The organism is Psychrobacter sp. Pi2-51, assembly GCF_904846665.1.
In the GTDB taxonomy this organism is placed as follows: domain Bacteria; phylum Pseudomonadota; class Gammaproteobacteria; order Pseudomonadales; family Moraxellaceae; genus Psychrobacter; species Psychrobacter glaciei.
Window position 1 is genome coordinate 85,193 of the sequence record NZ_CAJHBP010000011.1, and the last position, 21,896, is coordinate 107,088.

Here is a 21,896-nt window from a genome sequence, read left to right on the forward strand (position 1 = left end):
AGCTGATTAATATCCCGATATTATTTGCGCTATTTTCCTTGTTTGACTGCAACTTATCTCATTTTTGTGACCATTTTTAAAATGAGGACACGCCCCAGGCTCTCATAGCAAAATTATCAGATTTTATTAGCAAATTCAGCACTATCTAGCATAACGTTAGCGTTAAATCGTTTCAATAATAAGCCATCTGATGACAAACAACTAAGGAATCGTATTGGTCATCACATCTGGTGGCACATAGCTGGCATGACGGTTCATTCTTTTTTCAAACAGTCTAAAGCTAAATAAGATCACCCATGACAATAACAAGTAGACGATACCAGCCGCAAAGAACAACTCCATTAAGGTATAAGTACGGGCACTAATCGTACGAGCAACACCCGTTATATCCATCAAGGCGATGGTGGATGCAAGCGCACTACCCTTTAACATAAAGATAACTTCGTTACTGTAGGCTGGAATCACAATACCAAAAGCACGCGGCAAGGTAACACGTGTCAGTTTTTGCCATTTTGACATGCCAATCGCATCGGCAGCTTCTAGCTCACCAATAGGAATATTTTGAATCGCACCGCGAATGATTTCTGCCAAATAGGCACTGGTGTTGAGCGTAAAGGCAATAATAGCGCACCAGTAGGCTTTGCTCAGTACCGGCTCCCATAAGAACGAATCACGTACCGCTTCGAACTGACCAAGACCATAATAAATCAAAAATATCTGCACCAGCAGCGGTGTGCCACGGAAAAAGAAAATATACAAAAAAGGAATTATCTGTACCACCCAGCTTTTAGACAGTCTTAACAAAGCTAAAACCAAACCAAAGAGCAGCCCGACAACACCTGATATTATCACTAGTTGAACGGTCAAAACCGCGCCGCCTAGTAAGTCAGGGATATGCTCAAAAATAACCTGCCAATTCCAATCCATAGTATCTCTCCTCTACCCTATGGTCGATTGACGTTGAACGGATTGACGGCTCAGCTTTTTGGCATAGCGCGCCGCTGGATTGGCACGCCATTCAAGCCACATCATAAAGCCCGTAATCAGCATGGTTAAACCCAAATAGATAATCGCCGCCGCCATATAAAAAGTAAACGGCTGCTGTGTTGACTGCGCTGCGCGCGAGGACTGATACATGATATCTTTGAGACCAACCACCGATACCAATGCCGTGTCTTTAAGCAACACCAAAAACAGATTGCCCAATCCTGGCAAAGCAATTTGCCAGACTTGCGGCAAAGTAATGCGATAAAAAGTCTGGAAAGGACGCATGCCAATCGCTTGCGCCGCTTCACGTTGCCCTATCGGAATCTCTTGAATCGACATGCGAAAGATTTCAGTCGCATAGGCACCAAAAGCAATCGACAACGCCATGACACCGCCCCAAAACGCACTAATCTCGACATAGTCGTTATAGCCGAACTTTTTGAGAATGCTCATCAGCAGTATAGAACCGCCATAATAGATAAACAGTACCAAAAGTAGCTCAGGAATCCCGCGCATCGTGGCGGTATAGACAGTCGCAAGCTTACGTAGCAGCCAAATATTCGACAGCTTCGCTGTGGCACCGAGCAGACCAAAAAACATACCGATGACCAAACTGGTCATGGCAAGTTGTATGGTGACGGTAGCGCCGCTTAATAAAAGCGCACCAAATCCTTGTAAATCAAACACAATTATCCACTCAGTCTCTTTATATTAGCAATGTTAGCAAAATATGAGTTAAAAGGATCAGCATCAATAGCTGAGCGCGGCCTAAAACCGTATCTTATATCAAATTGATACGGACAACCTAGTTAATAGCACAAAAAAAATATTTACACGATTATAGACGCGGTAATTGACACAGTAAAAATGAGCGCTGATTTTATCATACTCGCTGGACGCTATGTTAATACTGACACGTAAAAGCGCGCTCTAAATAGCTACTTATCCCTGCAAGAAGAAAAAAAATAAGCGAGATTTGACCAAAGTTGACAGTCGATAACCATTTAAACAACAGGAGGTCTTAATAACACTCAAATAACGGTATAAAAAACATAAGGCACTTCGCCAGTAAATAAAGCCAGCAAATAAAAAAGGACATTGCCATGATGGCGATGTCCTCGTTATTCATACTGCAATAGCGAATAGCACCATGATAGCAAATGGTTATTGCGCTGTGCTATCTGCTGCTGGTTGCTCAGTGTTTTCTACTGTCGCTGCACTGGTGCTGGCGGCTGATACAGTAAAGTATTTTTGATTGATTTTGTCGTAAGTACCATTGGCTTTTAGATTGGCTAATGATTCATTGAACTTCGCTTGTAGCGGATCGCCTGGGCGTACGGCTATGGCAAAATTATCATTGATATCAATCTCTTCACCTTTTAGCACATAGTTACTGCCTGATGGTGAGCTGAGCCATTCTATGGCTGGCAGTTTGTCAGATATCATCGCATCGACGCGACCTGAACCTAAGTCTAAGAACGCATTACTCAAGGTATCATAGAGCTTCATATTGGCTTTTGGATAGGTATCCTCTAACCACTGTGATGAGATAGTCGAGCGCTGTGCGGCAATAGAGTGCGCATTGATATCATCGCTATTGCTTGGATTAAAGCTACTGTCTTTTTTAGCCAAAAAAACCAAGGCATTGCTAAAATAAGAATCCGTAAAACTCACTTGCTGCTCACGCTCAGGTGTCACCGACATCGCCGCGACGATGGCATCATATTTACCAGCCTTGAGGCCAGGAATAATACCATCCCAATCTTGAGCGACAATCTCGCAAGTGACTTTCATATCGTCGCAGATAGCATTTGCTATATCTACATCGAAACCACCCAGTGTGCCATCTGCATTGGTATAGTTAAAAGGGGCATACGCGCCTTCAGTACCAATACGTAATACTTCTTTTGTATCAGCAGCGGTGGCCTCGGTAGCTTCTGAATTGCTATCACCAGCACTATCTTGACTATTGCTACAACCCGCCAACATAAAGACCGATACCATGCCCAGTAGCGACATTGACCAGCGGCTGGTCGTTACCAGTTTTTTGACTGAGGCACAAGTCATACTGCTGGCTGGAACAAGATAGTTGCTCATGATCATCCTTGATTTTTATATTAGAAAAACAACTTCGTAAAACAATGCTTGCCTGATACAGGCAAGCCTCGTATTAGTTGGTCACGGCTTCTGTTTGCTCTTCTTCAGCAATCATCGCATTGGCATCGACATTGCCTTCGTCAACGACGACTACTTGCTCAACACTGCCAGTAGCAGTCGTTTTTTGCGCGGCAGCCGTAGTGCTGGTGCCAAAATAACTGCCAGTGATTTGATCATAGGTGCCATTGGCTTTTAGCTCGGCCAACGCTGCATTAAACTTGGCGACTAATGGATCGCCTTTACGGAAGGCAATACCCATGGCATCATCGTTGGTGCTGATTTCTTGGCCTTTGACTTCGTAGTCTTTACCTGCTTCAGTTTTCAACCAGTCGATACCCGTTACTTTATCCGACATCATCGCGCGCACACGACCTGAGGTCAGATCCAGATAGGCATTGTCTTGAGTGTCATAAAGCTTGATATCAGCATTGTCATGTTCATCTTGTAGATATTGCGAGGCAACCGTTGAACGCTGTGAAGCGACTGGCTGACCTTCGAGACCTTCTACGCTGATATCATCACCTTTTTTACCGATTAAGATGATACCACTGTGAAAATAAGGGTCGCTAAATTCTACGACTTCTTTGCGTTCAGGGGTGATTGACATACCAGCGATGGTTGCATCAAACTTCTGTGCGTTCAGTCCTGGAATCAGACCATCCCAATCTTGCGAGATAACTTCACATTCTGCTTTCATTTGTGCACATAATGCGTCAACCAACTCAATCTCATAGCCAATCAGTTTGCCATCGGCATCTGTGTAGCTAAAAGGCTTATAGCTTGATTCGGTCGCGATTTTGATATTCAAAGGCGTATCGCTCGCTGCATCCGCTTCGGCACTGTCTGCTGGTGCTGAGCTGTTATTACACCCTGCCAGCATGAGCATTGCTGCGCTTAGCGGCGCAAGCCACAAAGCTTTCTTAGTCATTGATGAGGTCATTGAAATTGTCATACCTATTGTTCCTTAATATATTTACCAGCCGTGTATTAACCCACTATTCGTTGATCGATACTGATTGATCAACGCACTTTCTTGCAAGCTCATTTATAAACGCTTACTGACCGAAGTTGATTTGCTCAAGACGTGCCAGCTCACCGTTACTACGGATTTCGCTCAGCGCTTTGTTAAAGTCGTCTCTGAGTGGGTCGTCCTTACGGACGGCAATGGCAATATTATCGTCATTGTCAATTTCGTCACCAACAACACCGAAACCTTCTGGATTGTCTGCTAACCATGATTTGGCTGAGACTTTTTCAGCCAATACTGCATCACTACGTCCAGATTTTAGATCCAAATAGGCATTGTCATAATTATCATAAAGCTTAACGGTGTTGCCATCTTTGCCTTCATAATTATCTTGTAGATACGCACCAGGCGTCGTTGAACGTTGACCGCCAAGCGTTAGGCTTTTGATCGAAGTAGGATCAAAGCTGCCTTTGGTATCGGTTAGCCATACCATGGTATTGGCGAAGTAAGGCTCACTGAAATCAACTTTTTCTTGACGCTCAGCAGTGATAGACATACCAGCGACCACAGCATCATATTTTTGTGCCAATAGCCCCGGAATAATACCGTCCCAATCTTGGGCAACGATTTCGCATTTGGCCTGCATTTGGTCACATAAGGCATTAGCAACGTCGATATCAAAACCTGCCAACGTGCCATCGGCATTGGTATAGTTAAAAGGAGGGTAAGCGCCTTCAGTTGCGATACGAATGGTCTTGCCAGCCGTTTCTGCCGCTGGTGCATCAGCGTTGGCACCAGCCGTTTCATCGGCAGGCTGACTACAAGCACTCAGCATTAACGCTGCAGTGACGGTCATCGATGACCATAATAGGCGAGAATTAGACATCATACATTCCTTAAATTCTAATGGGTTTTAATGTAGGGCTCTGATATTTTGTTCTCTGACTTCCCTGCCAGACAAGAAATATAGATAGCAGAAGATACAAGCAGCCGTCATTATTGACCGCCTGTAAGCCTTTTGATAATACCTGAGTAAAATATCAAAAACAAACGTTTTGCATACCGACTGTTATTATTGGGTAATAAATAGCTAACGACAATTACCAATCAGAAAGTTGAGTGGCATGAGCGATATGTCATAAAAGATAGTCCACAATAAGCGGCTAACTGTTTTGACGATGCGATGCCATAAAGTCTTTGACACGCTCAGAGGTAGGATTGTCAAAGATTTGTTCGGGCGTACCCATCTCTTCAACGACTCCTTGATGTAAGAATACGACTTGGCTAGACACTTCGCGGGCAAAACGCATCTCATGCGTGACGATCAGCATCGTGCGCCCTTCTTCTGCCAACTCACGCATGACTGCCAGCACTTCATTCACCAGCTCAGGGTCTAAGGCGGACGTTGGCTCATCAAATAACAATACCCGTGGCTGCATAGCAAGAGCACGGGCAATGGCGACACGTTGACGCTGACCACCAGATAGATTGGCAGGGTAAGCATCTTTTTTATCAAGTAAACCCACTTTATCAAGCAGCTGCTCGGCATCACTGATCGCTTGATCTTTTTTAATCTTTAAAACTTGCGTTGGCCCTTCGATGATGTTTTGCAAAATCGTTTTATGCGGCCACAAGTTGAAGTTTTGAAAGACGAAGCCCACACGCGCACGCAAACTCTCCAGTTGCTTGATATCTGAGGCTTGTAGCTCACCTGATTTGCCAGGCTTTAACATCAGCTCTTCATTACCGATGATAATACGACCTTGATTGGGCTTTTCAAGCAAATTAATACAGCGCAATAAGGTGGATTTTCCAGAGCCAGAAGAGCCCAAAATAGAGATCACATCACCATCATAGGCAGTGAGCGATACCCCTTTTAGCACTGCCAATGAGCCATAGCTTTTATGGACGTCTTGTAGATCTAAGGCGATAGGACGAGTCGGGTTTTTTGCAGTATCAAGCATGGTTCAGCAGGCTTCCAATATATATGAGTGAGAACGAAAATAAAAAACAGCATCGTATAGAGTATAAAGCAATGCCTTACATACCACCTTAATAGGATAGCGCGATGGCTAAGACACCATAAGAGAGGTATTGTCTCCTATAATGCAGAGAAAACGCAAACTTTGCGCAGCATTAGCTCATGAATCATCCAATGGACTGCTGGCACAAAAAAAGCCCAGACCGCATTTAGGTACTGAGCTTTATTTTATCACTTTAGTGTACTAGGCGTTGTTTTATCTGATGGTAACATCACGTCTTAAATAGTGTCTATTAATAGTGTCTATTGATAGTGTTTATTGATAGCCTGCGATTAGTACGTTGAAACATGCTCTGAGCTTTCAGTACCATCCAACACTTCTGCATCATCTGCGGTTGCTACTGCTACATCATCATTTGCACCAACAGCCATGCCATCATCAGCACTTGCAATGGCAATATCGTCAGAGCTACTTGCAGTCGCGCTCTCCTCTACTGCTGTTTGTGCATCTACTGCCGGTTCAGTTTCCATTGGTGACTCATCTTTTTTGCCACAAGCACTCAACGCCAGTGCCCCTGCGACCAGCCCAACCGTCAGCCAGTTTTTATATGCATATTGTTTAGTAGCCATGTCAATTCTCCATTACCTATGGTCTTTTGATTCAACACCATCTATCGATAGCGTTACTGTCTTAGTGCTTACTATACTGACGATACATCACGGCTACCTTAGTATTTACAGCGCAGTTCTGTTAAAGACACGTAAAGATAGAGTGGTGTATTGATAACAGTTATCCAATAAGAAACGCAGAATAAGACGAACAAAACAGCACCAGATAAGCCCTCATAAGCGCTTTGTAAAGCGGGCTCTGTTCACAAAATCATCTTTACTATCGCCTCAATCTCCTCTATGTTAAATAGCATAATGCCATATGGGCATCCAAAGCTGCTTTTTTTGCTAAATTTTCGCCTCTTTAGGCGCTTTTATCTATTTAGAACATGTATCACTATAAGGAAAAATTTATGAGTCAATCAAACATCACAGACGTTACCACCTATATGCAATCTGTTGGTAAGCAAGCACGCGCGGCATCACGTGCTCTCGCAGCAGCCAATACGAGCGACAAAAATACCGCCCTTATGTCAATCTATGACGTATTGCTAGAGGCGAAAAAAGATATTTTGTCTGCCAATAAAATCGATATGGACAACGGTCGAAAGAACGACTTAGACGCCGCCCTACTTGACCGTCTAGAGCTAAACGATGCGCGCTTCGATGGTATGCTACAAGGTCTAAAAGACGTATCGGCGCTACCTGATCCTATCGGCGAAGTCACCGACATGACTTACCAACCATCGGGTATTCATTTGGGCAAAATGCGTGTACCACTCGGCGTGGTCGGTATGATTTATGAGTCGCGCCCTAACGTGACATTGGAAGCAGCTTCTTTAGCCTTAAAATCAGGCAATGCGATTATCTTGCGCGGTGGCTCTGAAGCTTTTGAATCCAACCAAGCAATCGCCAAATGTATCTTAGAAGGTCTAAAAAAAGTCGGACTGTCTGAGCACAGTGTGCAAGTATTACAAACGACCGATCGTGCTGCTGTCGGCGAGCTGATTACGATGACAGAATATGTCGATGTCATCGTCCCACGTGGCGGTAAAGGTTTGATTGAGCGTATCAGCCGTGATGCCAAAGTCCCTGTGATTAAGCATTTAGACGGTAACTGCCACACCTTTATTGACAGTGATGCCGATCCTGAGATTGCTATCAAAGTCAGCGTCAATGCCAAAACGCATCGCTACGGCACTTGTAATACTATGGAGACACTATTGGTCGATGAATCAGTCGCGGATGAGCTATTACCAAAAATTGCTGAAGCCATCGTTCAAGCCGATGATGCCATGCAACTGCGTCTCGATGACAAGTCGCAAGCCATCTTGAATGACAATGCTGCGCTCAAAGGTCATCTATCTGCCGCAACTGCTGAAGACTGGGATACCGAATATTTAGCCCCTATCTTGGCGGTAAAAGTCTTGTCAGGTATTGACGAAGCCATTGAGCATATTAATACCCACGGCAGCCATCATACTGATGTTATCATTACTGATAACTATACCAAGTCGCAACGCTTCATCCGCGAAGTGGACTCGGCCAGCGTCATGATTAACGCCTCTAGCCGCTTTGCTGATGGATTCGAATATGGTCTGGGTGCTGAGATTGGTATCTCAACGGACAAAATCCATGCGCGTGGCCCTGTCGGTCTCGAAGGTCTGACTTCACAAAAATGGATCGTCTATGGTCATGGTGAGACACGCGCTTAGCTTATTGCGTCCCACCCTATCACCTACCGTTTAACTTAACGTATAATCAAAAAAAACGTCAGCTTAATTGCTGGCGTTTTTTTATGAATGACAATATGTTATATATGCTGCATACCTGTTATTTTGTATAAAAATAATCTATAGGAAAGCCGACCCATGCAAAGTGGCAAGATTAAGCACTGGAACCAAGATAAAGGCTATGGCTTTATCGATGTGGACGATCAAAATGAGGATGTGTTTTTTCATGTCAGTAAAGTTCGATTGTCACAGCCGATAACCGTCGGCCAAAGCGTCTATTTCAATAGTGTACGTAATGATAAGAACCAATTACGAGCCACTGAAGTCACGTCATCTTCACTGAGCATTGAAGCAGACACTGACAATGACACTGCGTCAAATGTGCCCAAGCACAGTCCTAATAATGCCAAACGAAATAGCCAGCACAGTAGTCGTAGCTCAAATCATAGCAGTCGCGTCTCAAATCGCAGCAGTCAAAGTGGTAATCAAAATAAGAGAAGCTTAGGCTCTACCCTATTTAGCCTTATCGCTATTATCGCCGTCGCGTTTTATTTCTTTGGTGACTTAAAATCTACTTTCTTTGCTGATGGTGTTGAGTCGACGACGATATCGGCATCTAAAGGCTCAAGCCCAGCAACCAACTCTGGCGTAACGGGTGATGCTCAGATAGATAGGACGGTAGCGCTCATTCAGCAAGGCGGGCCTTTTCCTTATCCAAATAAAGATGGCACGACGTTTTATAATCGTGAGGGCAGATTACCCGCGCAGTCGCAAGGCTATTACCGTGAATATACCGTACCTACCCCTAATGTGTCACATCGCGGCGCGCGGCGTATCGTTACCGGAGGCTATCCACCTACCGTTTATTACTTGACGGTCGACCATTATGATAGCTTTAGAAAATTGGAGGTGAATTAAAATGAGTGAAGCCATCCACTATGTTAATCAAAACCACATTAACCAAAACGGTACAGCACTACATGCGGTCATTCCTATTGAGGCTGTTACCATACCCGTGGGTGACGCACTGGATAAAACCACGCTATTGACGAGTCTAGCCCGCGCCTGTGACTTCCCCAGTTATTTTTCGCACAACTGGGACAGCGCGTGGGACTGCTTGATAGATAGCGAGGTGGTGCATTTAACGCTTGATTTGACGGTGATAAAAAGGATTAATACCGAAGATTTCAATGTCTTTAAGAGCATCATTGAGGATGCCTATAGAGAATTTGGCAAACCACAACTGTGGCTCATTGTGCCGTCTGAGGACGAAGTCTAATCACTGAGCGTAGCTGATAGTCACCGATAATTAGTCGTAATCATAGAAACCTGAATTCGAGATAAAGCCATATTTATCCCGAATTCAGGTTAATTTATTTTATAGAAAGGATTAACCTATGGAGATTACCTTAAACGGTTATTACACATTGATATTAGCCACCTTGGTGCTGCTACTTGGCCGATTTTTGGTGAAGAGAGTCAAGTTTTTAGAAGATTTTAATATTCCCGAACCGGTTGCCGGTGGTTTGGTCGCTGCTATTATCGTCTATATTCTCAATATGGTTTGGGGGTATAGTTTTAATTTTCACCAAGGATTACAGACGGCGACCATGCTGATGTTCTTTGCATCTATTGGCTTAAGTGCTGATTTTGGCAGGCTAAAAGCCGGTGGTACACCCTTATTAATTTTCACTGTCGTAGTCTCCGTCTTCATCATTTTACAAGATATCGTTGGCGTGGCGATGGCAAGTGCCTTGGGGCTTGATCCTCTGCTCGGTCTAGTCACCGGCTCTATCGCCTTGACTGGCGGGCATGGTACGGCAGGTGCTTGGGGCATTACTTTGGAAGAAGACTATGGCGTGGTCGGTGCGACAACACTTGGTATTGCTGTTGCTACTTATGGTTTGGTCGCAGGTGGTATCGTCGGTGGGCCTGTTGCCCGTCGTTTAATTAATCGACTTGGACTAAAGCCCGCATCTGCCAACCCACACCCTAGTGATATTGAAAAAGTCGCGGGCGCACAGTCGTTATATAGTACCAAGCATGACGAAGATAACGCGCACAGTGATAAAGAAATCTTTGAGAGGCCAGATAGCATGCGCTTTATCACTGCGTCTTCTACTATCGAAACATTAGCGCTCTTTGCTGCGGCATTGGCTTTTGCAGAAGTGATGACACTGGTAGCAGAGGGTACATGGTTTGAGTTGCCTACTTTCGTATGGGCATTGGCAGGCGGTGTCATCATTCGAAATGTGCTAACGATGGTCTTCAATTTTGATATGTTTGACCGTTCGATTGATGTGTTCGGTAACGCCTCTTTGAGTCTATTTTTAGCCATGGCGCTGCTGTCTTTGAAGCTATGGCAATTGACTGATCTAGCCGGCCCTGTATTGATTATCTTGTTGGTGCAGACAGTCATCATGATTATTTATGTCTATTTTATTACCTTTAAAGTCATGGGTAAAAACTATGATGCGGCTGTTTTGTCAGCGGGACATTGCGGTTTTGGTATGGGTGCAACACCCACAGCGATTGCCAATATGCAAGCAGTAACTGACCGCTATCTGCCTTCGCCTAAGGCGTTTTTGATTGTGCCAATGGTTGGTGCTTTCTTTGTGGATATTGTCAATGCGACGGTATTGCAGATATTTACGAAGTTGCCGTTTATGTAGGCTGATGCTGTCACAGAGCAAAACTTGATCCAATGAAAAAAACCGCTTAGCAAAAACTAAGCGGTTTTATGTTATATAACTTGCAGCAAAATCTGATTAATATTTACTGATTTTTTCGCAAACTGGCAATCCTGCATAAATCGTTTCTACCTAAAGTTTAATAGCTATCTAGCAAATAACGAATACTAGCCATCGAAAAGCCCGCCAAGACTGATCTTGGCGGGCTTTTTTAATTATCAAGTTATAATAGAGTGTTCAATCGAACCCATTATTTATACTTTTTAACTTCACCACTTTTCACACGAGCTATGAAAGAATTAACTTCTTTTTTCACAATTGGCATCAAGAAGTATAGACCGATGATGTTAAAGATTGCCATAGCGAACAGAGCCGCATCTGAGAAGTCGATAACAAAGCTAAACTGTACGATGGTACCGATAACAACGAAAACTAAGAAGATAAGTTTGTATATCATCTCGCCGCCTTTACCTTCACCAAAGAGGTATGTCCAAGCTTTTAGACCATAATATGACCATGAGATCATCGTTGAAAAAGCAAACAATAATACCGCGACAGCTAGGAAATACTGGAAGATGGGCGCCGTTTCCATAAAGGCAGCACGGGTTAGATCCACACCAGTGAGCGCTTGGGTTTGCAAGTTTGCGACAGTGTTCACCCCAGAGATAGTAATAACGAGCGCCGTCATAGTACAGATAACAACCGTATCAATGAAAGGCTCTAACAGCGCTACTAAACCTTCAGTAGCAGGCTCTTTGGTTTTTACCGCTGAGTGAGCAATAGCAGCTGAACCAACACCCGCCTCGTTAGAGAAAGTCGCACGTTTTAAACCTTGAATTAACGCGCCAATAAAGCCACCAGCCACGCCAGCACCAGTGAAGGCACCCGTGAAAATCTCGCCAAACGCGGCGCCGATATGATTAAAGTTTGCAACCAGTACGATGACACTCATTGTGATATACAATAAAGCCATAAAGGGTACGACTTTTTCGGTAACGGTTGCAATGCGCGGCATACCACCAATGATAACCATACCGACTAAAAACGCTAAACCAATACCAAAGAATATACTGTAATCCGTTGGAATGCTAAAAGTAGAGCTCATGACTGCAAAGGCTTGGTTACCCTGAAACATGTTACCAGCACCAAAAGTGGCCAATATACACATAAGGGCAAAACCGACGGCTAACACCTTACCAAATCCACCCATACCACGTTCAGCCATACCGCGGCTTAGGTAGTACATAGGTCCACCTGATACAGCACCAGAAGGCAGGATCGTACGGTATTTAACACCTAACGTACACTCTACAAACTTGGTCGCCATACCGAACAGACCAACCATAATCATCCAAAAGGTAGCACCAGGTCCACCAATGGCGAGTGCTGCACCGACACCAGCAATATTACCAAGACCAACTGTACCTGACAAAGCAGTGGCTAGTGCTTGAAAATGGCTAACCTCGCCTTCTTCTTTGACAGCAGGGTTTGGATCAGTATATTTGCCTCTGACAATATCTAAAGACAGGCCTATATGACGGAACTGAATAAAGCCAAAGTAAAAGGTAAAAACTAATGCGGCAACTAACAACCAACCTACAATTAGCGGAAAGCTTACATCGCCAAGAGGTACTGAAAAGAAAATAAGATCAACGAACCAGCCAAATATATTGGCCATAAAGCCATCGAGGCCAGCACCAAATGCTGCTAGACCTGATGGTTGTTCTGCTGCTTGCGTAAGAGTAGTAATAAGTAATAGCATCGTTGCGACTAAATATTGTTTTTTCATATAAACCCCTTTAGTGAAAATAATATTTATATAATCATTTACAGCGATACTGATACAAAGTGTAATTATTTATTATACTTTGTATCAGTATTATTACTAAATGTTCAATGCTGACTATATACTAATATTTTTATATAAACAAAAACATTTGCACATTTTTCTTAATTAAACATCAACTTAGCGCTTTAAAGCTGAAAGCCAGAGTCAGTCAAACTCACTATAATTATCGAAAAATGTCGGTAATATCTTTTAGCATAAATAATAGACTCACATATCATTAAAAGGGAAAAATGACAATATCAGCACAGGCTTGCGTTACATGATCTACTTTTCTGAAATGTTAGTCCTTTCGTTTATACCGGACTTTTATCGTCTACAAACCATTAACCATACTTTACTAAGTTATTTAGCATTGTAGAAAGCCATGCATTGTTATCTGCAATATAAGTGTCCCCTAGCTCTAGGATTTCATCACCCGCTTGAACTGTGTGAGGATAGTCAGTCATGGCGTCTTGTATATAATCTTGCCCATGCATCACCATATCCACCATACTCTTTTTAGTCACTTCAAAATGACATTGCCAACCAAGCACCCACGTACCTAACTCTTTATGTTTTGGCGTTTGATAGATAAAACCTTGATTGGCCCAAGCGTTTGATTTTGCAATTGCAGTCGCCCCTTGAGGACACTCAAAACCATCGCCATGCCAATGAAAAACCGTAAATTCGTGCTTTGGTAAATCTTTTAGTAGCTGATGCTCTAGCCCTTGTTTGGTTAATTGGATTGGCATCCAACCAACCTCTTTTATACCTGATAGAGCAACTTTTGCCCCCAAACTATCCGCTATTAACTGCGCCCCCAAACAAACACCAACGACTGTTTTTCCTTCTTCGATACTTTGCTGAATAAAGGCCTTCTCATCCGCTAGCCATTGAAAGTCAGCTTCATCATGAATGCTCATTGGCCCGCCCATAATAACCAACCAATCAAAACTGTCTTGAGAAGGCAATGAGTCATTTTCGTAAAAACGAGTGACAGTAATGCTATGACCTTGATTATCTGCCCACTGTTTAATATAGCTGAGTTCTTCAAAATCAACATGGTATAGAGCATGAATACGTAGCGTCATTGAATTATCCTTTTATTAAAAAAGAAAAACCGCCTAGCAAAAGCTAAGCGGTTTTTTATTGTACAACTCTGAATCAGAGCTGGCTAAATCAGTATAGATTTGAGCTTACTGGTTTTTTTCGTAAACTGGCAATTCTGCACAAATCGCTTCTACTTTACCGCGTACTTCAGTAGCGACCGCTTCGTCACCACGGCTGTCTAGTACGTCACAGATCCAACCTGCCAACTCGCCCGCTTGTGCTTCGTTGAAGCCGCGAGTAGTAATGGCTGGTGTACCGATACGGATACCAGACGTTACGAACGGAGATTTTGGATCGTTTGGTACAGCGTTTTTGTTCACAGTGATGTGAGCTTCGCCAAGCCATTTGTCCGCTTCTTTACCCGTCATTTCTTGCTTAACTAGGCTGATTAGCATTAGATGGTTTTCAGTACCGCCAGAGATGACTTCATAGCCGCGATCTTGAACCACTTTTGCCATCGCTTTAGCATTTTTAACCACTTGCTGCTGGTAAGTAGAGAAGTTGGCTTCTAATGCTTCTTTGAAGCAAACCGCTTTAGCAGCGATAACATGCATCAATGGGCCACCTTGGTTGCCCGGGAATACCGCAGAGTTTAGTTTCTTAGCAAGTACTTCGTCACGTGCCAAAATCATACCTGAGCGTGGGCCACGTAGGGTTTTGTGCGTGGTAGTAGTTACTACATCAGCGAATGGTACTGGGTTTGGATAAACACCACCAGCAACTAGGCCTGCAACGTGAGCCATATCTACTAACAGGTAAGCGCCTACTTCGTCCGCGATGTCACGGAAACGCTGCCAATCAACTACTTGTGAGTATGCCGAAAAACCAGCAATAATCATTTTTGGCTTATGCTCACGTGCTAGAGCGTCTACTTGGTCATAATCAATAAGACCAGTGCCATCTACTAATCCGTACTGTACGGCATTGTAGTTCAGGCCTGAAAAGTTAATGTGTGCGCCATGAGTCAAGTGACCACCAGCATCTAGGCTCATGCCCAATACTGTGTCATTTGCTTCTAGCAATGCTAAAAATACCGCTGAGTTTGCTTGGCTACCAGAATGTGGTTGAACGTTCACATACTCTGCACCGAACAACTCTTTAGCACGGTCAATAGCCAGTTGCTCTACAACGTCCACATGCTCACAACCACCATAATAACGCTTACCAGGATAGCCTTCAGCGTATTTGTTGGTTAGGTCAGTACCTTGCGCTTCCATCACTGCTTGTGAGCAGTAGTTTTCAGAAGCAATAAGCTCAATGTGATTTTCTTGACGAACGCTTTCTGCAGCCATCGCTTCAGCAAGTACTGGATCAAACTCTTTGATAGAAATATCTTTAAACATAGTGATGTCCTAGGTAGTGACTGTCGTTAAAAGACGTTATTAAAAAACGTCATTGAAAAGAAGCTGATAGCCTGCCCACAATAAAACAACTACTGCGTCAACGTCGCTCGAGATATGTTTAATACCTCTGCACTCTGTTTTTCTACAATCTGTTTTATGGTATGACCATTATTGTGAATGGCGTCTATTAGCAAAGAGTAAAATAAGAACAAACACAGGCGAGTGGCCTGCTATTAACTTGACTGATTCGTCAATAAAACCGATATACATTTACATCGATATTACTGCGAAAGATTAAGTGTAACATGAAAAATTGTGCTGCGAACGCAAAAAAACCTCACCTTAAGATGAGGGAATTAAATGGCCATATAACACAGATAAATAGCCAATAGAATAAGGTCTGTTGAACATTCAAATATTAGGACTGCTGATCACTAAAATCGCCCCAGACTAGGCGTAAACCGACGATAATGTCGAGACCTTAGCTAGGTTTACAACAACGTTTGAGGTGATTTTAGTAGCAGCCTTTCAGGGCAAATCTATTTTTTAATCTACAGCCATATGTATTTAATTAAAAAATGATGCTAATGAACTATTGGATGCTGACCAATGGCTTAGAAACCCAACCTTCACCTTTATCACTTTGTACATGATAGTAGCCATTTTGTTCAGTGCCCATGTAAATCATAATTTCTTGCTGAGATAAGATAGCGATTGGGTTTGAAGCTTTATTGGCCTGTGAATGCAGTTTGGTACTTTGTAATTTGCCAGACAATATAGAACCAGAAACCAGCTTTCCCGTATTGCTCTGAGTGTTTTGAGCCACTGTTTCTGTAAAGCCTACTTCTTCGCCTAAGTCAGACACCGCCTGTTTGCTACCTCTGATGGTATCGGCCGTTCTACCAATTGAGCTGATGGTGTTTTGCACCTCATAAATACTATCCAAAAAACCAGCGTTTGCGTTAACAGATAAAGCAAGCAATGACGTGCTGACCGCTAGCAAGACCATGGATTTTGACGATACAGATAGCAACGGCTTTAATAAACTCATAAGAAGTTCCTGATGTTAAGAAAAGTATAAAAATGTTACCCGAATGTATTTATACCATATTCTTAAATTACCGAACAACTGTTAATTCCATAATAATGCTAATTTGTCTTTTTATTTATCATGCGTCACTTGTCATTTTCACAGCCACTCCAATTTGCTATGCGTCATTGGCTAAAAATGCTGGCAAAAAGGTTTCGCTAATCATTAGCGTGCGCCCATACCAATCATAACGCGTTTGTCGTTGCCAGCCAGCATCGGTATGACTGATAAAACGCTGATTGGGTAAAGTGCGACGCCGTTTAAATAACACGTAGCCGATGGGCGTGCCTTTTAGCTGTTGCAGCCGCCGCGCGTTGCCTTTTAGAGTCGATAAAGGAAAGATACTTTGCGCTTCTACCCACGGCTGCTTATCATTACCATATAACTGTACTTCACGTATCCACGCCAGTAATGGACGATTCAGCATTGAGCCTTGCAGCCCTAGTTGTCTTTTTTGTTGCAACGTTAAAGGTCGAAAGCCCTCAAAACTGCGTTCTACGCGTAATGGCTGCCCTGCTCTTTTTTCTAGTACGGCAGTGAGAGAGCCTTCGGCATTGAGCCAAGGCAATAGCTCAGAGGGCGGGATAAAAGTGGCAGGACAAGCAAGAGAGTTACTGGGCATAAGAGTTACTGGACATAGTTAACGGCTAATAGTGAGAATTTAGAAAATAAACGGCTGCGAGTATCTATTAATAAACGTGATATTTATAAAAGTAACATTGATAAAAGCAGATATTAATAATAGGGTCTGTTGAACATTCAAATGTGGAACTAGCAGTGGCTATTTTTTAGACAATACGCAGTGAAATTTTTGACGCCTAGTCATTCTAGGGTAGACAATTTCGCCATGTATTGGCAAAAAATAGTCCTGCCCTGAAAGGCTGATGCTAATATTTGAATGTTCAACAGACCCTAATCAATATTCGTAAAATCGAGCATTAATGATTGATATCAAAGTCTGGCATATTATCGGCGTTAAATGGTAATGCTTCAAATGCCTGCTGACGATACTGTGCCATATGCTCACGATCTCTGGCACAAAAATCACCAATCGCAGGTACAAAGCGTGGATCATAGATACGATGCAGCGAGTGTGTCGTCGTTGGAATAAAACCACGTACCAGTTTATGCTCACCTTGCGTACCAGGATCAAAATACCTCAAGCCTTGCTCGATAGCAAACTCAAGCCCTTGATAATAGCACAGCTCAAAGTGCAAGCTATCATACTCACCGAGCGCGCCCCAATAGCGACCGTATAAGGTAGCATTATTATCAACATCACCATCAGCCTTGTCGCTGTCGGCTTTATCGTATAAAAATAAGCTACTCGCGATAATTTCACCGTCAGCATCCATGGCTTGCGCCAACATAATATGCTCAGGCAGACTATCAGCTAACGCCATAAAAAAATCGAGCGTCAAATAAGGCTTTTGCCCGCGTATCGCATAAGTCATCACATAACAATGATAAAACGCTTGCCAGTCTTCATTCGTGATGTCATTACCGCACTTACGCTGACAGCTAATGCCTTGCTCAGCGACCTTACGACGTTCAGCGCGGATGGTTTTGCGTTTTTTGGCTCTTAGTGTCGCCAAGAATCCGTCAAAATCAGCAAATGGCCGACTGTCTTGGCTGAGGTTTTGATTTTGCCATAAAAACTGACAGCCTTGACGCTCAAGTATCGGCATCTCAATGGGAGCGGACTCTACACCACTTTCTTGGGCAGCTATCGCAAGCTCTATATCGATTTCAATGGGCATAGACGTGGTGGCAATAGATGCCAGCTCAGGCGTGACAAATAATCCATGCCAGCTTGAGGCACCCACTTGCTGAGCGACATCATCAACACCAGCAATGGCTGTTTTGAGAATATCATCATTCAAATGCTCACCAGCTGCCAACCAAAGACGCTGACCTGTAATCGGTGTATAGGGCACGCTGGTGACCAGCCGAGGATAGTAATCGATACCATAGCGCGCATAAGCCTCCGCCCATGAGTGATCAAACACAAACTCACCGCGATGATGACCCTTTATGAATACTGGCATGACTGCGACAGGTTGCAGGGCTGTGTCTGTCACACTGTCTGTTACGCTATCGGTGCTATCAGCATAATCGGCGACACGATGTACCAGAATAAATATCGGTAGCCACCCTGCCTGCTCACCAATCGCTCCCGTGTCAGTCAGTATTTGCCAAAAAGCAAATGACATAAAAGGGGTGTCTGGCGTTTGCCACTGTGCTTGGCTCTGCCAGCTGGTATCATTGAGTAGCGCATATTGTAAAGTCATAGTACCTACACTGTTTTTCGTAATGGTCTAGCCTACCAAATGTGAGTGCTTTTGCTGTCACAATTTGCAAAAATAACAATATTTCTTGAAATATTACGCAGCATGCCTAACTATCAAAATAGCATAAAAAAAGCCAGCCACACGAATGTAGATGACTTTACTAAACTAGGGCATGTCCTCAATCTGAACGAAAATGCCTAAATGGGTTAAAAATAAGGACACGCCCTAACTGCCCTAACCGTTCTATTTTTATAAATAATGTGGTGTACCGCTTATCTGTTGATTGCCTTGATATTATGACTGTCGGTATCCACTTTAACACTTCAAAAAAACGGGTTTAAAAAACGGTAATTGTATAGAAAAGATGATATCAAAGCCCATGACTGGTAGAATAAGGCTATTATTAGCTTAATATAATTTGTATACATGAGATATGAATAAAAATAGTACAATTGGTTCATTATGCGAGATTGACATCGCATAGGATCTATAGTGGGTTAATGATAACCAGCCAGCTATTTTCAGGCAGTTTTGCACAGAGAGTCTCAAAGAGACGACTCATGATACATTTGATTCAATCACGATTCACTATCGCATAGAGTCTCTATAGAAATACCCATTTGTTTAAGCGTTAATATTAACTACAGCCTAAAGGGATACACTACTATAATGTCAAAAATTATTTATACAAAAACTGATGAAGCCCCAGCGCTAGCAACCTTGTCCTTCTTACCTATTGTCAAAGCATTTACCCAAACCGCAGGAGTTGAAGTTGAAACCACTGATATCTCTGTTGCTGCGCGTGTGTTGGCTGAATTCCCAGAATACTTAAATGAAGATCAGCGCGTTCCTGATAATCTAGCTGAGCTTGGTCGACTGACGCAAGATCCTGATACCAACATTATTAAACTGCCAAATATCAGCGCCTCTGTTCAGCAGCTAAAAGCCTGTATCAAAGAACTACAAAGCAAAGGCTACGGCATCCCTAACTTTCCAGAAGATCCAAAAACCGACGAAGAAAAAGAAATTCGTCAGCGCTATGGTAAGAGTCTAGGCAGCTCGGTTAACCCTGTATTGCGCGAAGGCAACTCAGATCGCCGTGCACCAAAAGCCGTTAAGAACTTTGCGCGCAAGCATCCGCATTCTATGGGCGAGTGGAAGCAATGGTCAAGTACCCACGTATCGCATATGCACAGCGGTGACTTTTACGATGGCGAACAATCGATGACCTTGGATAAAGCCCGTAACGTGCGTATGGAGCTGTTACTTGATGATGGCACGACGAAAGTATTGAAGCCAAAAATTGCTTTGCTTGATAGAGAAGTCATTGACCTAATGGTCATGAGCAAAAAATCGCTGCTAGAGTTTTATGAGCAAGAAATGGAAGATTGCCGCGAAGCTGGCATCTTGTTTTCATTGCACGTAAAAGCCACTATGATGAAGGTTTCGCACCCTATCGTGTTTGGACATGCGGTTAGAATTTATTATAAAGATGCCTTTGACAAGCATGGTGCTTTCTTTGACGAGCTAGGCATTAACGTCAACAATGGTATGGCTGATCTATACGACAAAATATCTGCCCTGCCATCATCTAAACGTGAAGAGATCGAGCAAGACTTGCATGCCTGCCAAGAGCATCGCCCACGTCTAGCGATGGTTGATTCTTCAAAAGGTATTACCAACTTCCATTCACCAAGCGATATTATTGTTGATGCGTCAATGCCTGCCATGATTCGTAATGGTGGTAAAATGTGGGGCGCTGATGGCAAACTATATGATTGCAAAGCTGTCATGCCAGAATCTACCTTCGCCCGTATTTATCAAGAAATGATCAATTTCTGTAAATGGCATGGCAACTTTGATCCAACTACCATGGGTACGGTTCCTAACGTAGGCCTCATGGCACAAAAAGCAGAAGAATATGGCTCACACGACAAAACCTTTGAGTCTAGTGCTACTGGTATTGCCCGTATTGTAGATATTGATACCGATGAAGTATTGCTTGAAAAAGATGTGGAAAAAGGTGATATCTGGCGCATGTGTCAAGTTAAAGACGACCCTATCCAAGATTGGGTGAAGCTTGCCGTCCGCCGTGCACGTGATTCAGATACGCCTGTCATCTTTTGGCTAGACCCGTACCGTCCACATGAGAACGAGCTGATCAAAAAAGTTAACATGTATTTGAAAGATCATGATACTGACGGTCTGCACATTGAAATCATGTCACAAGTTCGCGCCATGCGTTATACCTTAGAGCGTGTCGCTCGCGGTCTAGATACTATCTCTGCCACGGGTAACATCTTACGCGATTACCTAACAGACTTGTTCCCTATCCTAGAGCTAGGAACGAGCGCTAAGATGCTATCAGTCGTGCCACTAATGAAAGGCGGCGGTTTGTTTGAAACTGGTGCTGGTGGTTCTGCACCCAAGCACGTTGAGCAGCTGGTAGAAGAAAACCATCTACGTTGGGATTCGTTGGGTGAGTTTTTAGCTTTGACTGAGTCGTTGGAGCATTTGGCCAAAAACGACGACAATGCTAAAGCGCAAATCTTAGCAGATACGCTTGATAGAGCCACTGAAACATTGCTGCTAAATGACAAGTCACCGTCACGTAAGACGGGTGAGTTGGACAACCGTGGCAGTCACTTCTATCTGGCGATGTACTGGGCTGAAGAGCTTGCTGAGCAAGACCAAGATGCAGACCTTAAAGCGCAATTCGCACCATTTGCGCAAAAGCTTAAGAGCAATACAGACGCCATTATTAAACAGTTCAATGAGGCTCAAGGCAAAGCGGTAGACATCAAAGGCTACTACTTGGCAGATGAGTCATTGGCTGAAAAAGTCATGCGTCCAAGTACTTTATTTAATGAGGCTTTAACATCGTTATAATAGACTTAGATAGCTTGACTTAAGTCACGTTGCTGCTGAATACTTTTGCAGCTAGTTTGAGTTAAAAACAACAAGACACCCCTCAGTTTTATAGAGCTGCGGGGTGTTTTTTATTATCCGTAGATAAAAAGGTAATAGTGCCTATATAGTCAGTGAAAAGTAATATCGATACATGACGCACTGCTGATATCAATTTTTCTTGCTTGCTGTGCCTGTGCAGA

At 43.3% G+C, this 21,896-nt stretch carries 18 protein-coding genes; 5 read left to right on the forward strand and 13 right to left on the reverse strand.

Going from position 1 to position 21,896, the window contains the following annotated elements; genetic code table 11:
- Positions 1-201 precede the first annotated feature (201 nt).
- The 7 genes from JMY08_RS07950 to JMY08_RS07980 form a co-directional block, all read right to left on the reverse strand.
- Positions 202-927 carry an ABC transporter permease gene (locus JMY08_RS07950; protein ID WP_201592748.1) on the reverse strand — a complete coding sequence of 242 codons (726 nt, stop codon included), beginning with the start codon at positions 925-927 and terminating at the stop codon, positions 202-204.
- Between the two features lie 12 nt (positions 928-939).
- Positions 940-1,674, reverse strand: coding sequence for an ABC transporter permease (locus JMY08_RS07955; protein WP_010201853.1), 735 nt, complete (start codon positions 1,672-1,674; stop codon positions 940-942).
- A gap of 477 nt (positions 1,675-2,151) precedes the next feature.
- Positions 2,152-2,991, reverse strand: coding sequence for an ABC transporter substrate-binding protein (locus JMY08_RS07960; RefSeq protein WP_227679635.1), 840 nt, complete (start codon positions 2,989-2,991; stop codon positions 2,152-2,154).
- Positions 2,992-3,157: 166 nt separating this feature from the next.
- Positions 3,158-4,096: a transporter substrate-binding domain-containing protein gene (locus JMY08_RS07965; protein WP_201592750.1), complete on the reverse strand. Its 939-nt coding sequence runs from the start codon at positions 4,094-4,096 to the stop codon at positions 3,158-3,160.
- Positions 4,097-4,199: 103 nt separating this feature from the next.
- Entirely contained in the window at positions 4,200-5,000 is an 801-nt protein-coding gene (locus tag JMY08_RS07970) for a transporter substrate-binding domain-containing protein (RefSeq protein ID WP_189582843.1), read from the reverse strand.
- A 274-nt stretch (positions 5,001-5,274) separates the two neighbouring features.
- Positions 5,275-6,075 carry an ABC transporter ATP-binding protein gene (locus JMY08_RS07975; RefSeq protein WP_010201862.1) on the reverse strand — a complete coding sequence of 267 codons (801 nt, stop codon included), beginning with the start codon at positions 6,073-6,075 and terminating at the stop codon, positions 5,275-5,277.
- Between the two features lie 350 nt (positions 6,076-6,425).
- Positions 6,426-6,722, reverse strand: a complete 297-nt coding sequence (locus tag JMY08_RS07980; RefSeq protein ID WP_010201863.1) for a hypothetical protein — start codon at positions 6,720-6,722, stop codon at positions 6,426-6,428.
- 392 nt (positions 6,723-7,114) lie between these two features.
- Here JMY08_RS07980 and JMY08_RS07985 point away from each other — a divergent pair, with 392 nt between their 5' ends.
- From JMY08_RS07985 to gltS, 4 genes are all read left to right on the forward strand, one after another.
- On the forward strand, positions 7,115-8,416 hold the full coding sequence (locus tag JMY08_RS07985) for a glutamate-5-semialdehyde dehydrogenase (protein ID WP_201592752.1): 1,302 nt from the start codon (positions 7,115-7,117) through the stop codon (positions 8,414-8,416).
- Positions 8,417-8,572: 156 nt separating this feature from the next.
- Entirely contained in the window at positions 8,573-9,352 is a 780-nt protein-coding gene (locus JMY08_RS14125; protein ID WP_201592753.1) for a ribonuclease domain-containing protein, read from the forward strand.
- Position 9,353: 1 nt separating this feature from the next.
- Entirely contained in the window at positions 9,354-9,713 is a 360-nt protein-coding gene (locus tag JMY08_RS07995; protein ID WP_189582867.1) for a barstar family protein, read from the forward strand.
- Between the two features lie 118 nt (positions 9,714-9,831).
- Complete coding sequence (gene gltS, locus JMY08_RS08000; RefSeq protein ID WP_201592754.1) at positions 9,832-11,106, forward strand: sodium/glutamate symporter; 1,275 nt, start codon at positions 9,832-9,834, stop codon at positions 11,104-11,106.
- 268 nt (positions 11,107-11,374) lie between these two features.
- Here the strand turns inward: gltS and JMY08_RS08005 are convergent, their stop codons facing one another.
- The 6 genes from JMY08_RS08005 to JMY08_RS08030 form a co-directional block, all read right to left on the reverse strand.
- Complete coding sequence (locus JMY08_RS08005; protein ID WP_201592755.1) at positions 11,375-12,913, reverse strand: alanine/glycine:cation symporter family protein; 1,539 nt, start codon at positions 12,911-12,913, stop codon at positions 11,375-11,377.
- 383 nt (positions 12,914-13,296) lie between these two features.
- Positions 13,297-14,043 carry a type 1 glutamine amidotransferase gene (locus JMY08_RS08010; RefSeq protein ID WP_201592756.1) on the reverse strand — a complete coding sequence of 249 codons (747 nt, stop codon included), beginning with the start codon at positions 14,041-14,043 and terminating at the stop codon, positions 13,297-13,299.
- Between the two features lie 105 nt (positions 14,044-14,148).
- The gene (gene glyA / locus JMY08_RS08015; protein WP_201592757.1) at positions 14,149-15,405 is read right to left on the reverse strand and encodes a serine hydroxymethyltransferase; all 1,257 of its coding nucleotides are present in this window, start codon (positions 15,403-15,405) and stop codon (positions 14,149-14,151) included.
- A 592-nt stretch (positions 15,406-15,997) separates the two neighbouring features.
- The gene (locus JMY08_RS08020) at positions 15,998-16,456 is read right to left on the reverse strand and encodes an SH3 domain-containing protein (protein WP_189582879.1); all 459 of its coding nucleotides are present in this window, start codon (positions 16,454-16,456) and stop codon (positions 15,998-16,000) included.
- Between the two features lie 157 nt (positions 16,457-16,613).
- A complete protein-coding gene (locus tag JMY08_RS08025) occupies positions 16,614-17,117 on the reverse strand; it encodes a chorismate--pyruvate lyase family protein (RefSeq protein ID WP_201592759.1) in 504 nt (167 codons plus the stop codon).
- A 316-nt stretch (positions 17,118-17,433) separates the two neighbouring features.
- A complete protein-coding gene (locus JMY08_RS08030; RefSeq protein WP_201592760.1) occupies positions 17,434-18,786 on the reverse strand; it encodes a GNAT family N-acetyltransferase in 1,353 nt (450 codons plus the stop codon).
- A 669-nt stretch (positions 18,787-19,455) separates the two neighbouring features.
- Here JMY08_RS08030 and JMY08_RS08035 point away from each other — a divergent pair.
- Positions 19,456-21,675, forward strand: a complete 2,220-nt coding sequence (locus JMY08_RS08035) for an NADP-dependent isocitrate dehydrogenase (RefSeq protein WP_201592761.1) — start codon at positions 19,456-19,458, stop codon at positions 21,673-21,675.
- Positions 21,676-21,896 lie beyond the last annotated feature (221 nt).